The sequence below is a fragment of the Rhodobacter sp. JA431 genome (genome assembly GCF_900217725.1).
GTDB lineage: Bacteria > Pseudomonadota > Alphaproteobacteria > Rhodobacterales > Rhodobacteraceae > Rhodobacter > Rhodobacter aestuarii.
The window spans coordinates 124,705-138,159 of sequence record NZ_OBMP01000005.1 but is presented as its reverse complement, the minus strand read 5'-3'; the positions used below and the strand labels follow the sequence as shown (position 1 = coordinate 138,159).

Sequence of the window (13,455 nt, the reverse complement as noted above, 5' to 3'; positions counted from 1 at the left end):
ATGTTTGAGGTCGACCCCAGCTTTCAAACTGGCCGTCGCAAGGCGCTGTCGCGCCATCGCCGCCGCCGCGCGCGGCAGGTTTTGTTGTTCGGCATTTTGCCTTTGGCGCTGATACTGGTGGGGGCCGGGTTCTTTGTCGATCTGCCTGGCCTTGCAGAGCGTGCGCGGCTCGCGCTTCTTGGCGGGGCCGAAGAAACGATGGTGCAGGTGGCCAGCGATGATGTGGCGGCCCCGGTGGTGCAGGGCAATGCTTTCATCAATATCGCGGGCGACCCCACTTTGTTGCGCTTTGCCAAAGCCGGCGCAAAGGCGCGCGTGGTTTCAACCTCTGGGCCGGGGGTGATGTCGATCACCCGTTTTGGTTTGCCCGAACCCGGTCGCTTTACTGTCTTTGAAGATGAGCTTGTGCCCACCTCGCGGCAGTTGATGATCGCGCTGCCCTCCAGCCGAGAGGATTTTGCCCTGTTCTTGGCGCAGCGCGATGCAGCAGAGGGGCAGATGGCCCGCCCCGCCGTGTTGGGCGCTGCGGATCGGGCGGAACTGGAAGCGATTGATACAGACGTTGATCTGGGCGCGCCCGATGCGGTTTACGGGATTGCCCTGCCTGCGGTCGAAGCTGCGGGCGGGCAGGTGCCGATCCCCGATATTTTGGCCCTGCCGCAAGAGACGGTGCCGGACATTTTGGCAAACCCCGCCGCGCTAGAGGCAGCCCCCCCCGCTGAGGAATTGGCGACCTCCGTGGCCTATGTTCGGCCCGAGGCCGCGCGGCGAGCGCTTTTCGAAGATGAGGTGATCTTGGCCGAGGTCGAGCAACCCTTGGCGGTGGTGCTTGCAGGCAAGGGAGTTGTCGGGGCGGAAGACCTCGCTCCTCAACTGGCCGCTGTACTTGACGGTATTGACCCTTTGCCTGTGGGCGCCATTTTGGGGCTGCGGCTCTTGCCCGAGGGCGCTACGGGCAAGCGGCTCTCGGTGCTTTCGCATTATGATGCCTCGGGCTTTCGTGGCTCGGTTCGGATTGACCCGGCGGGCACGATTTCTCCTGCGACCGATCCTTGGGTGCGCGACAACCTGCCAAGCCTTGCACGCGCTGGCACGGATGGAGCGGAAACCGGCGGCGCCGCAGGCACGAACTCGGGCTTTCGGCTGCTGGATGCCATCTATTCGGCCGCAATTCGCGATGGGGCCTCTACCAAATTGGCGGGGGAGTTGATCGCCATCCTTTCCAAAGGGCAGGAGTTGGAGCGCCCCGCGCAGGTGGGTGATCGGGTGACTTTGGCTTATGCGGCGCGCCCCGGCCCGGGGGGCACGGCTGCGGGGCAATGGCTGTTTGTGGGCGTCAAGCCCGCGAAAGGCGGCGCGGGCTTTCGCTGTTATGTGATGCCTGATCCGAGTGGCGGGTTTAAATGCCGCGTGCCCGGAGGGACGGCGGGCGTGAGCCCCGGTGGTGGGCAATTTGTGACCCCGGTCGCGGGGATTTTGACCTCCAAATTCGGACCGCGACTGCATCCGATTTTGAAAACGATGCGGCTTCACGCCGGGATCGACTGGGCCGCGCCAACCGGCACGCCTGTTTTGTCAACCGGGGCCGGCAAGGTGAAATTTGCAGGGGTTGATCGCGGCTATGGCAATCTTTTGATCATCGGCCATCCCGGTGGTTATGAAAGCCGCTATGGCCACCTGAGCCGTTTTGAGCCGGGCATCACCACTGGCGCGCTGGTGCAAGCGGGGCAAAAGGTGGCCGAGGTGGGCTCCACCGGGCTATCGACCGGGCCGCATTTGCATTTTGAACTCCGGCAGTCTGGTACGCCGGTCGACCCGATGCCGCTTTTGTCGGGCGCGGTCGCTGCGGCGGTTTCAGGTTCGGATGCGGTGGAATCTTTGGTGGCGCGGATTGTGAAGGTGGAAAGCGGCGGGCGCGCAGATGCGAAGAACCCGCTGTCCACCGCAACCGGGCTGGGCCAGTTTATCGAAAGCACATGGCTGCGGATGATGCGCGACTATCACCCCGATTTCGTCGCAAAAATGAGCCGGGCAGAGCTGCTGGCTTTGCGCACGGACCCGACGCTCTCGACCGAAATGGTGAAACGTCTGGCGCAGGAAAACGAAGCCTATCTGCGCGCGCGCGGCCATCAGATCACTTCGGGGCGGCTTTATCTGGCGCACTTCTTGGGGCCGGAGGGGGCGAGCCGGGTACTGTCGGCAGGCGATTCCGATATGATCGCCGTGGTCATGGGCGCGGGGGTGGTCAGCGCCAACCCGTTCTTGCGAAACTATACCGTCGCCGATCTGAAGGCTTGGGCTGCCCGCAAGATGGACGGCCCGGGGGCGACAATCATCGCCGCGCCGGTGGTGGAAGACCCGCCCGAGGTGAAGGCCTTCATCGCGCTCGCCGATCAAGTGGTGGGCGCGCTGGGGCCGGAGCCCGCGCGGCGCGCCAATTGATCGCTTTGACTGCGCGCGCTCAGCGCCCGGTGCCGGTATCAAACGCCTCCCGGACGGCTTTCTCGAAGCCTTTGCGCACGACATATTCTTTGATCATGCCTGAGGTGACCATTTTTGCGATACCGCTGCCCACCATCTTGACGCCACGCGCGAAATACACCGCGTAGATCCCGTCCAGCAGCAGGCCGCGCGCGAAGTTGAGGTAGATCTGTGCGGCCATCTGCGGAAAGCTGCTGTCGCGCATAATCACATCGGGCTCAATGCGCGCTTGCATCGCAACTTCGGCCACAGACCGACCCTCTACCGAGATAGGCGAAAGCTTTGAGGCGAGCCATTCCGCCGCCGATACCTTGCCATCTTGGTTGCCATCACGGTCATCATAAAAGCCGATCACCGTCACCACCTTGTCGCCAATGAAGCCCACGGCCCCAATCGGCTCTGGCCCGAATTTCTTGATCAAGACCCATTCAATATTTTTCGCCATTGCAATTTCCTTTTCGTCAGACCGGTTCTGCGGGTTCGGCCGCAGTATCAGCACTATCGGCTTCCTGCGGGGCAGGAACCCGGGTGGCACCGGGGGCTGCTGCACCGTCAAACCGATAGTCAAACTCGCCATCCTTCAGCCCAATCTCGACCTCGGTCATTTTGTTGCCGGTGACCATGCGCCCCAGCACTTGGCGTGACAGGTCCGGCAAGATCGAATTGGTGATGATATTGTCGATCATCCGGCCACCGCTGTCCGGGTCGCGGCATTGTTCGATGATGTGGTCAAGCACGTCTTGGCCATAGGTGAGCTTGGCCCCATGCGCATCGTGTAGGCGTTTGGCGACAGAACCCAGTTTGAGCCGCGCGATACCGCCCAACACCTCGGCCGAGAGCGGGAAATAGGGGATGGTGACAATCCGCCCCAAAAGCGCGGGCGGGAAGACCTTGAGCAGCGAGGGTTTGAGCGCGGCCTCCACCACCTCGGGCTCGGGCGTTAGCTTGCCCTCATCGGCCATCTGCATCACCACCTCGGTGCCGACGTTGGAGGTAAGTAAAATCAGCGTATTGCGGAAGTTGATCGGGCGGCCATTGCCGTCTTCCATCATCCCTTTGTCAAAGACTTGGAAAAAGAGTTCATGCACATCGGGGTGGGCTTTTTCGATCTCGTCCAGCAGCACCACCGAATAGGGTTTGCGCCGCACCGCCTCGGTCAGGCGTCCGCCCTCGCCATAGCCGACATAGCCCGGAGGCGCGCCTTTGAGCAGACTGACCGAATGCGCCTCTTGGAATTCGCTCATATTGATGGTGATGACGTTTTGCTCGCCACCATAAAGCTGCTCGGCGAGCGCCAGCGCGGTTTCGGTTTTGCCCACGCCCGAGGGGCCGCAAAGCATAAAGACCCCAATCGGCTTGTTCGGGTTGGAAAGCCCCGCGCGAGAGGTTTCGATCCGCTTGGCGATCATCCGTAGCCCGTGGTCTTGGCCGATCACACGTTCTTTCAGCGTTTCCGAAAGGTTCAGAATAGCCTGAAGCTCATCGGCCACCATCCGGCCCGCCGGAATCCCGGTCCAATCCGAAATCACCGAAGCGACCGCCTGCTCATCGACATGGGCGTAGACCATCCGATCATCGGGGTTGGTCGCGGCCAGTTTTTCCATCCGCTCCATCATCTCGGCACGCAATGCCTCGACATCAAGCTCTTCGCCGGGTTCGACCATGGATTTGCGCAACGCGACGATCTTATCGACCAGTTCCTTTTCGGCGGCATGCATCGCTTCAAGGTCCAAAAGCTGGGCTTCCAGCTTCGTCTTTTCGGCCTCGGCCTCGCCCAGCCGTTCTTCGTTGCCCTCGCCCAAATCGCGCTCAGACAGTTTGCCTGCAATCTCCGCGTCAAGCGCCGCAATGCCCGCGCGCAAATCGGCAATGCGGGCAGGGGTGGTGGCTTGGCTCACCGCCACGCGGGCCGAAGCGGTATCAAGCAAAGAGACCGCCTTATCGGGCAATTGCCGCGCCGGGATATAGCGCGCGGAGAGCTTCACGGCCGCGACAATCGCCTCGTCCGAGATGCGCACGCCGTGGTGTTTTTCCATCGGTTCAAGCGAGCCGCGCAGCATGTAGCAACAGACATCGACCGTGGGTTCTTCGACATGCACGGGCTGGAAGCGGCGGGTAAGCGCCGGGTCTTTTTCAAAATAATTGCGGTATTCGGCATGGGTGGTGGCGCCAATGGTCCGCAAGGTGCCGCGCGCCAAGGCGGGCTTGAGCAGGTTCGCCGCATCGCCCGTGCCCTGCGCACCGCCCGCGCCCACGAGCGTATGCGCCTCGTCAATGAACAAGATGATCGGCTTGGGGCTCGCTTGCACCTCGTCAATCACCGAGCGCAGGCGCTGCTCAAATTCACCCTTCATCGAGGCGCCCGCCTGCATCGCGCCAATATCAAGCATATGCAGCCGGATGCCTTTCAGACCGGGCGGCACATCGCCCTTCGCCAGCGCTTGGGCGAAGCCCTCGACCACGGCGGTTTTGCCAACGCCCGCCTCGCCCGTCAGGATCGGGTTGTTTTGGCGGCGGCGCAGCAAAATGTCGATCACTTGCCGGATCTCATCATCGCGGCCCACCACCGGGTCGAGTCGTCCCGCCTCGGCCTCGGCGGTCATATCCACCGAAAACCGTCCCAAAGCGGTGGCGGCACCGGGCCCACCCTCGCCATCTGCGCCCGCCGCCGAACTGCCAAGGCCCGAACCATCCATCGGGCGCATCTGTTCTTCTTCAGAGGCGGCCCAAAGGCGGCGGCTTTCCTTGCCCAATAGATCGGCAGACAGCGCTGAAAGCTGCGGCGCGGCTGCGGTGATTTCGCGTTTCAGATGCGTGTCGTTCAACGCGGCAAGCAACATATGCCCGGTGCGAATTTGCACCTCGCCAAAGAAGAGAGTTGCATAGGTCCAGCCATGGTTGAGCAGATCGGCCAGCCGATCCGAAATGCCGGGCGTTTCGGTGACGTTCTTTTGCAGCCGCGCCATCGCTTGATCGAGCGATTTGAGCACCGCGCCTCGGTCCACCCCGGTTTCGCGCAACGTGACCGCAATATCGGCGTTTTGGTTTGAAAGCGCATGAAACAGCCAATGGATCACCTCGACATGGCGGTTGCCCTCGCCACGCGCATGGCGCATCGCCTGAATGAAGGCGTCATAGCCAGCGCGGTTCATCTTGCCAGCATATTTCTCAATGGTGATTTCTGTCATGGCGGGCCTCAAGCTGCGACGTGTGTCTCGGTTGCGGTCGGTGATGAAAAGTCGAGAAGATATTCCGCCACCGGAACACAATGGTCATCGTCCGGGGCGAAGGTGGGAGAAAGGGCGGCCATCCAGCCAAGCTCGGCGGTTTGGCCAAGGCGGGCAGGCGGAATGGCATTGGCGGGGAGTGACAGGCGCAGCGTTACCGCCACCCGGTCGCGCAAATACCAAAAGACCAAATCGGTCAGGCGGCGATGCGAAGGGCCACCGGGCAGGTAATCGCGGTAGGCCTGCAAGCTGTCCACCTTGACCGAAAGCGTGATGCGGTCATTCACGGTGCGGATGCGCGCGCCCAAAAACATATCGCGCCCCAGCCGGCTGCCGCGCAGCCCCATGCTGTTGCGGTCTTCGGGTTCGATATCGATCCAGCTCGGGCAATGTTCGATCACCTCGATCGGATCGCCCAACAGCCGTTCTAGGATTTGGCGCAGACGCACGGGGGAGCGATCCCGCCCATAGGCGAGGCCTGCCACATGCACGCGGGCGCTGTCTGGCACGCTGTCGCGCCCGCGCATCGCAGGTGTGCCAAAGCCGATGAGGGCGGCCAGAAACCCCGCAAAGCGATCTTCTTCCGGGCGGTCATGTTGGCTAATCGCATGGCTGTCTGACCAAGCGCGGAAGAAAAGCTGTTGAAACCGGGCAGACAGTAAATCGGCAAAGGCAGTGAACCCATCTTCCCCCGCCGCCTGCCAGCGCAGGGCTTCTTCGGTGGTGGAAAGCGGCAGTGCGCCTTGCGGGCCAAAGAGGCCAATCACCTGCGAGCGCAGCCGCCAGCGCCCGCGGGCATCTATCGAAACGGCGGATAGATCGTTATCGGGAAAGGCAAGATAGGGGTCTTGGCCGATATCGACCAATTCGTCTTTGAGTTGTTTGTTGCGGCCAATGCGCGGCAGATCCGGGCGGGAGCGTTCCAAGAACCGTAACAGCGCGAAAAGCCCGTAGCGGCCCGCCGCATCGCGCGCGGCCTCATCGGCATCGGGCGTATCGGGGCCGGGAACGGGAACGCGCTTTTGGCTCATATCAGTGGCCCCGATCCAGTGCGCGGCGGCCAGACATGCACCTGCCCGCGCTGGCGTGAAACAATCACCGTTTGGGTGAAGCTGTTGACCGGGGCATAATCGGCCAAGAACCGGTCGATCAGCGCGCCAATCCCCATGATGCCGGAGCCCTCCCACGCCTCTTCGTCGAAGGTGATGCGAACCTCCGTGCCGCGCGCCGGGTAAAACCCATCGGCGCGGCGGATCATCCGGGTGACGGGCCGGGTCGCCAGCCCCTCAATGCCACGGATTTGCCGTGCGGTCGCCCCATCGGATTGGTCACAAAAGAGCGACAGCATCTCGCGCAGCCCGGCGGCACCCGCCTCTGGCCCCTCGCGCCCATCAAGCCCAAAGGCCCCAAGCGCAAGGTAGCTGATCAACCGCCAGTTCACATCGCCTTGCATCACACGATGCGGCCCGCCAGCATCCAAAACGGCAAGCGGCTCGCGCGGTGGCGTGGGCTGGGTCAAACAGGCAAAGCGGATCGTCACATCTTCTGTCAGATGGAAATCATCGCGGTTTTCACCGATCGGCAGATATTCGGTCAGATGGCGGTTTGAACACAGCGCCCGGATCGCGATGCGCTGCACGGCATCGGCTTCATCGGTAAGTGGGGGTTCGTGCAACGCGATGAAGGTCTCTGTCCCCAGATACCTTGCGCGGCGGCCAAAGCGTTGCTCATCTTCCGTCAGGCGCCGTTCGCGACGGCGCGTGGTGAAGTACAGCGCTTGCCGCGGGTTCGCCTCGCCATCGGGCAGACCGTAAAGCGGCAGCACACGCTGCCGGGTCGCGCGCCCGGGGTAATGCGCATAGACATCGGTGATGCGGATCACCTCGTAATGGGTCGAGGGGCTTGGATCGGGCGTCACAATGTAATCGGCGCGCTTTCGGTCGGGGCGGACGTGGCTGGCCCCCTCGTCAAACAGGTTGATCGCGGGCGCGGCATGCAGCATCACCGCCTCTGGCCCAAGCCGCGCCGAGAGCACGGGCTGCACCCGATCAAATTCAAAGATCAGTTGCATTTTGTCTGAGGTGACGCGGGCAATCGCCTGCGCCAGCCCCTCAAGTTGCAAGCCCAGATATTTGCGCGGAAAGGCGAGCCCCTCACGCAATTCGGCAAAGCCTTGAAAAAGCCGCCCATCATGCGGCACCAGCCGCTCTTTTGCGCCAAAGCCTAGCTGAGCCACGCAATCAGGATCCAGCCGCAGAAAGGTCGGGTCGCCATACGTATCTAGCCAGCGCAGGCTGATCCGGGCGCGATTGCAGAAGAATTGCTCGTAAAGCATCACCGCTTCAGCGAGCGGCCCGCCCAGATGCATCCGCAACCGATCAAGCGGCAGCGTGCCAATGGGCTCACCCGCATCGCCTTGTCGGGACAGCGAAATGGAAAGCGCCGCACGGGTGGTTGGGGCGGCATCCTGCCCAAGGGCGGAGACTTCGGCCGCCGTACCCAAATAGGCGATCTTTTCAATCTCAAGCGGCCAAAGCTCAATTTCAGACCCTAGCCGGAATCGGCACGCCACCCGGGTTTCGGCATCCAAAAGCCGTGCATCAAGATACGAGCCCGCAGGAATTTTCTTGCCGGTTTCCAGCTTGTCCGGGTCCGCGCCATGGGCTTGCACCATCATCATCGCGGGCAAAGGCTCCAGCAGGCCGGGCATGAATTGTTCGAGCAACTCATCGGTGAAGCCGCGAAACTCTTCGCGTTGCTTGAGCTGGACCCGCGCTGCGAGGAAGGCCGTCCCCTCCAACAGCCCCGCGATGCCGGGGTCGGTATTGTCTTGCAGCAACCCGCCCAAGCGTTCTGCGATGCCCGGATATTCCGCCGCAAATTCCGCCGCACGCTCGTAAAGCAGCGCGAGTTCATCGTTATAAGTGTCGCGGAACGCCTTTTTCATCTGCCCCCCTGCATCCCACGCATCCGTATCTTGCCTGCACCAACGTCAATTTCGGCGGTGAAGCCCACGGGCACATCGGCCGGATAGGCGCGGATTTCGGCCTCGATCTGATAGGTCAGTTTCTCTGTGCGGGTTTGATCTTGTTCGCCAAGCGTGACGGAGAGCGTGTCCGGGTTTAGCCGTGGCTCACGCTCAATCAGCGTGCGGCGGATTTCTTCGGCAATCGCCAATTCGGCCCGCCGCGAGCGGGCAATCGCCGTCAGATCCAGAAAGCCATGGTTGATCACCGAGCGGCGCACATTGGGCTGATTGTCGAGATTGATGACGGAATCGAGCCGGATCGTGTTCATCAAGCTCGCAAGGTCAATCGACAGATGTCGGCGCAAATCTTCGGGCGAGACCCCTTCGCGCGCCAGCCGCACCATCGGCGGGGTGGTGGTTTCGCCGTCGCTCGACAGCGCTTGCATCGTCGATTTTCGCGAGCTGCCGGTTTCGGCGCACAGGCGAAAGACATGCATCACGGAAAGCTGGCGGCGGGCACGGTCACGCTGCTTGAAACCGCTTTGCGGAGTGCGTCCCGAGCCGGACGCCGAAGAAACGGGCTGTCGCATCGCGGCTGTCCGGTGCTTTGAAATCACAAGGAAGAGATGCGGCACATAAGGTGCCGCATCCTGTCATGCTGCGCGGTTGCGCAAATGGATCAGCTCCATTCCTCGTTTTTGGCGATGTCCCAGCCGGTCGTGCTTTCCGGACCCGCAGCGCCAGACTCTTCTTGCAGCGTGTAGGTGATCTGGAATTTGCGGAAGTTCAGCGTCAGCGTTTCCTGAATCCGGTCCAGACCATCTTTCGAGCCGCCGGTCTGGTAGGAGGTGATCATCACCATCTCCATCTTCAGCTTGAAGTACTCGACCGGGGCCTTGCCGCCCGCCTTCCGCACGATCAGCTCTGCTTCCTCAATATGCTCGCCCGAGGTGCAGCGTTTGATCAGGTCATTGGAGGCAAGGTCGACATATTTGGTCAAGGTGATGTCCGACACATTCACCTTGCCGCCGCCACCGCCGCCGCCAATATGGGTGGTGCCCGACTGGGTCATGCCCCAGGACCAGGCCAGAACGTCAATGTTGTCCGCATAGGTCGTGTCTTGCGACTCGCCTTTGATATTATTGGAAAGTTTCAGAAAGATATCGACAGACATGGTAAGCTCCGTTGATTAGGCAACACGCGAATGGTCACTGCTTTGGTTGATCACTTGTTGTTGGGAAGCTTGGAGACGAGGCTCATGCCAATATCCATGCCTTCCAGTTGGAAATGCGGTTTTAGGAAGAAACGCCCCATGTAGTAGCCGGGGTTTTCCTCGTCCTCCAGCACTTCGACTTTTGCGGCGGCGAGTGGTTTCTTTGCCTTTTCGGCTTCCGAAGCGGTATCCGGGTTGCCCGCAACATAGCGGTTCACCCAGCCTTGCAACTCGGTCTGTAGTTGCACCCGTGTGGGCGCTTGACCGATTTTATCGCGCACCATGCATTTGAGGTAATGGCTGAAGCGCGAAACCGCGAAGATATAGGGCAGGCGCGACGACATATTGTCCGAGGCGGTCGCCAGATCGTCTTGGTATTTCTTCGGTTTGTAGAGCGTTTGCGCGCCGATGAAGGCGGCTTTGTCGGTATGTTTGCGGTGCACAAGCGGCAACAGACCCGCCGCCGAAAGCTCACCCTCGCGCCGGTCCGTGATGGAAACTTCGGTAGGGCATTTGAGGTCTTTGGAGCCATCGCCGGTTTCAAACACATGGGTCGGCAGGCCCAGCACCTCACCGCCCGATTGCACGCCGCGAATGCGCACCGTCCAGCCGTATTCTTTATGGGCGCGGTTGATGTTCACCGCCATCGCATGGGCGGCGTTCATCCAGCTATATTTCTCGCCCTTATGGCCGTCGGTATCCTCTTCAAACGAGAATTCGGCGACTTTCATGGTCGAGTCTTGGCTGTAGGGCTCGCGCGCCAAAACGCGCGGCATGGTCAGCGCGATGTAGCGCGAATTTTCGCTGTCACGCAGGCCGTTCCACGCGGCGTAATCGGGGGTTTGGAACATTTCCGAGATATCGGGCGGCACGCCGATCTCGTTCCAGCTGTCCATCCCCAGAAGTTCGGGCGCAGCGGCCGAAATGAAGGGGCAATGCGCGGCAGCCGCGATCTTGCCGATATCCTTCAAAAGCGCCACATCGGCAGAGCCGAAGCCGAAGTAGTAATCGCCCACGAGCGCACCAAAGGGCTTGCCGCCCAAAGTGCCAAATTCGGCCTCGTAGATTTTCATGTTCAGCGGGCTCTTGTCCCAGCGCGCGCCGGGATAGGCACGGAACATGCCTTCCAGTTCCGATTTGGAGATATTCATCACCTTGACGCGCAAGGTGGCATCGGTTTCGGAATTGTTGACCGTATAGGCCAGCCCGCGCCATGCGGATTCCAGTTTTTGGAATTCGGGATGGTGCAGGATCTCGTTCATCTGTTCGGTCAGCTTCTGATCAAGGCTGGAAATGACCGATTGCAGCGTGTCGAGCGCATCGCCCGCCACCAGCTCTTGATCGCCCATGACCTCGCGCACCAGCGCCGAAACGGCGTTATCCACCTCGCGCGAGGCTTCTGTGGTGCGCGGCTTGATCGTTTGGCGCAGCATTTCGGAGAACTGATCGAGTTCGGACAGATCACCGGCTTGGGCTTCAGCTTGGGTTTCCATTTCGGCCATCTTAGCTGTCCTTCTCTTCGTCCGCGCCACGCGCCGCGAGTGCGGCCATCAGTTCCGGATCGGCCAGAAGCTTTTCGATCTGCTCCATCGCCTTGGGCTTGCCCGCCATGTAGCGTTGCAGGTTGGCCAGTTGCATCCGCGCCTCAAGCAGCTTTTTCAGCGGCTCGACCTGCATCGCAATTTTGGCGGGGTTGAAATCTTCCATCGTCGAGAAATGCAACTCGACCCCCATCTTGGTCGCGCCTTCCGCGCCAGAAAGTTTGTTTTCGACCATGAAGGAGGTGCCGGGGGCGACATCAGACATATATTGATCAAAGGTCGCGCCGGTCACATCGCGAAATTCGCGCTCTTCGACTTCGGGCTTTTCGACTTTGGAGGCATTGCCCGAAAGATCGGACATCACGCCCATCACGAAAGGCAGCTCGACGAGCTTTTCGCTATCATAGGGGTCTTCGTATGAAATCTGCACGCGGGGCGGGCGATTGCGCTTGATAAAATCAGTGGCTTTGTCGGCGGCCATCGGTGAACCTCCCTTTTATGGATAAAGTGAAACGCATGGGTCGCGTGCGAGTCAACGTAATTCCCGTTAGCGTTGTGCCTTCGGGATAGAATATTGCGTTTTTCGGCCTCATGTTTCTCGTTTTGACAACAATTCGGTGACAAGGGCTTCGAAATCTTTGTCGAGCGAGTTTCTGGCCCGTGTCAGCAGAAGCGGGATTGGACTCGTCGGTTCGTTCGTTCGATACCACGCTTCAACAGCGCGCATCTGTGCGGCGATGTCGGCGCGGTTGCGCAAACTGGGCGCTTGTGGCGGGCTGAGCGTGTCGGTTTCCGCCGTCTCGGTGGTTTCTGAAGCCAAGGCTTTCAGCCGATCCATCGAGAGCGAAAAACCTGATGCTGGGCCAAAATCCACCGTCGCCTTGCTCGCTTCGGCGGGCAGCAATGTCTCAAGGGCCTCGACCAAAGACTTGCCAATCAAGAGCCGCGCTTGCGTAACCAAAAGGAGCGCAACAGAAGAGGGCTCCGTGCGCGCAAGATGCGCCTCAAGTGCGCTCAAAACCACCTTCACCTGCGCCATGGATTCGATTGCGGGCGCAGAACTCGCCCCGGAAACCGAAGGGGCACGCAGAATAACCTCGGGGGCACCAGCGGCGGTTTCCGTGCTCGCTGGCTCGGCCTCGGTTTCGGGGGCTGCGGCATCCCCCGCCCAAACTGCCAGCGTCGGATCGGCGCTCGCGATCAACTCTTGCGCCTGCGCAATCGCGGCCAAGGGGCGCGCGAAATCAAGCTGCATCTGTTTGGCGGGGATTTTTGTGCAGATATCGGCGATTTTCGTCAGCGCCGCCGCGGCGCGCGAAAGTGCCTCTTGCGTGGCGGCGGCCTTAGCGCTGTTGCCGGGGCTGCGCAGCATATCCATGATCTGCGCGGCGGTGCTGGTTTCTTCGCCGTCCCGGGCCGAGGCCTCTCCGGTTGCCACCTGATGGCGGCGCAAAGTCACCTCTGCCATGCCATTAAGCGGCAGATATTGGATCGGCATCACCACCCAAGGCGTGCTGGAAAGGCAATCGAGCGCCACGCGCCGCGCTGATCCACGCGCAGGCAACGCGGGATGTGCGGCTTCTGGCCAAGTTTCCAACAGCGCGACCATCGACTCAAGCACTTGGGCGAATTCTTTCACCCGGCCAGAAAGGATGGCGAAGCGCGCCAAAAGGGATAGCAAGCGCAAATCACGGCTGCGTTTGAGCAGCGCTTCGATCTTGGTGCTTTCCTTGCGATAGTCGATGGACGCCGGGTCGAAGACCTGAGGCATCAGATAGCGTTCGGGGAGTTCCGATTCTGCGGCGAAGTAATATTCAATGAATTCCGCATCGCCCGTCTTTTCCAGATCGGGGCCGCAGGGGGCCTCGTCCGAGACAGGGTCGGTCAACCAGTCCATCGTAATGGTCCCCCCGAAATTCTTGGCCCAAGGGCCCAAAAAGCTAAGTCAATGCCGGGAGCGTCCCCTTTTTCCCGGTTTGGGTCAAGGCTGCATTCGGGGCTTTTTATGGTGTGGCTTTGGCCGGC

General features: G+C 61.0%; 10 protein-coding genes. 1 reads left to right on the top strand and 9 read right to left on the bottom strand.

Annotation, left to right across the window (positions count from 1 at the left end):
• The gene (locus tag CRO18_RS11820) at positions 1-2,442 is read left to right on the top strand and encodes a peptidoglycan DD-metalloendopeptidase family protein (RefSeq protein ID WP_097082263.1); all 2,442 of its coding nucleotides are present in this window, start codon (positions 1-3) and stop codon (positions 2,440-2,442) included.
• A 19-nt stretch (positions 2,443-2,461) separates the two neighbouring features.
• Here the strand turns inward: CRO18_RS11820 and CRO18_RS11815 are convergent, their stop codons facing one another.
• The 9 genes from CRO18_RS11815 to CRO18_RS11775 form a co-directional block, all read right to left on the bottom strand.
• The gene (locus CRO18_RS11815) at positions 2,462-2,926 is read right to left on the bottom strand and encodes a hypothetical protein (RefSeq protein WP_097082262.1); all 465 of its coding nucleotides are present in this window, start codon (positions 2,924-2,926) and stop codon (positions 2,462-2,464) included.
• A gap of 16 nt (positions 2,927-2,942) precedes the next feature.
• On the bottom strand, positions 2,943-5,669 hold the full coding sequence (gene tssH / locus CRO18_RS11810; protein WP_097082261.1) for a type VI secretion system ATPase TssH: 2,727 nt from the start codon (positions 5,667-5,669) through the stop codon (positions 2,943-2,945).
• A gap of 8 nt (positions 5,670-5,677) precedes the next feature.
• Positions 5,678-6,739: a type VI secretion system baseplate subunit TssG gene (gene tssG / locus CRO18_RS11805; protein WP_097082260.1), complete on the bottom strand. Its 1,062-nt coding sequence runs from the start codon at positions 6,737-6,739 to the stop codon at positions 5,678-5,680.
• The gene (gene tssF, locus CRO18_RS11800; protein ID WP_097082259.1) at positions 6,736-8,655 is read right to left on the bottom strand and encodes a type VI secretion system baseplate subunit TssF; all 1,920 of its coding nucleotides are present in this window, start codon (positions 8,653-8,655) and stop codon (positions 6,736-6,738) included. Before tssF ends, tssG begins: the two co-directional genes overlap by 4 nt.
• Positions 8,652-9,266: a type VI secretion system baseplate subunit TssE gene (locus CRO18_RS11795; RefSeq protein ID WP_076483731.1), complete on the bottom strand. Its 615-nt coding sequence runs from the start codon at positions 9,264-9,266 to the stop codon at positions 8,652-8,654. Before CRO18_RS11795 ends, tssF begins: the two co-directional genes overlap by 4 nt.
• 89 nt (positions 9,267-9,355) lie before the next feature.
• Complete coding sequence (locus CRO18_RS11790; RefSeq protein ID WP_076483730.1) at positions 9,356-9,850, bottom strand: type VI secretion system tube protein Hcp; 495 nt, start codon at positions 9,848-9,850, stop codon at positions 9,356-9,358.
• Positions 9,851-9,900: 50 nt separating this feature from the next.
• Positions 9,901-11,391 (bottom strand): type VI secretion system contractile sheath large subunit, encoded by a 1,491-nt coding sequence (tssC, locus tag CRO18_RS11785; RefSeq protein WP_097082257.1) that lies wholly within the window; start codon positions 11,389-11,391, stop codon positions 9,901-9,903.
• A 1-nt stretch (position 11,392) separates the two neighbouring features.
• Positions 11,393-11,911, bottom strand: a complete 519-nt coding sequence (gene tssB / locus CRO18_RS11780; protein ID WP_076483729.1) for a type VI secretion system contractile sheath small subunit — start codon at positions 11,909-11,911, stop codon at positions 11,393-11,395.
• 108 nt (positions 11,912-12,019) lie between these two features.
• On the bottom strand, positions 12,020-13,327 hold the full coding sequence (locus CRO18_RS11775) for an ImpA family type VI secretion system protein (RefSeq protein WP_097082256.1): 1,308 nt from the start codon (positions 13,325-13,327) through the stop codon (positions 12,020-12,022).
• Positions 13,328-13,455: the final 128 nt, after the last annotated feature.

Coding starts and splice junctions, on each gene's coding strand:
- CRO18_RS11820 (WP_097082263.1), top strand. CDS start 1: ATGTTTGAGGTCGACCCCAGCTTTCAAACTGGCCGTCGCAAGGCGCTG.
- CRO18_RS11815 (WP_097082262.1), bottom strand. CDS start 2,926: ATGGCGAAAAATATTGAATGGGTCTTGATCAAGAAATTCGGGCCAGAG.
- tssH (WP_097082261.1), bottom strand. CDS start 5,669: ATGACAGAAATCACCATTGAGAAATATGCTGGCAAGATGAACCGCGCT.
- tssG (WP_097082260.1), bottom strand. CDS start 6,739: ATGAGCCAAAAGCGCGTTCCCGTTCCCGGCCCCGATACGCCCGATGCC.
- tssF (WP_097082259.1), bottom strand. CDS start 8,655: ATGAAAAAGGCGTTCCGCGACACTTATAACGATGAACTCGCGCTGCTT.
- CRO18_RS11795 (WP_076483731.1), bottom strand. CDS start 9,266: ATGCGACAGCCCGTTTCTTCGGCGTCCGGCTCGGGACGCACTCCGCAA.
- CRO18_RS11790 (WP_076483730.1), bottom strand. CDS start 9,850: ATGTCTGTCGATATCTTTCTGAAACTTTCCAATAATATCAAAGGCGAG.
- tssC (WP_097082257.1), bottom strand. CDS start 11,391: ATGGCCGAAATGGAAACCCAAGCTGAAGCCCAAGCCGGTGATCTGTCC.
- tssB (WP_076483729.1), bottom strand. CDS start 11,911: ATGGCCGCCGACAAAGCCACTGATTTTATCAAGCGCAATCGCCCGCCC.
- CRO18_RS11775 (WP_097082256.1), bottom strand. CDS start 13,327: ATGGACTGGTTGACCGACCCTGTCTCGGACGAGGCCCCCTGCGGCCCC.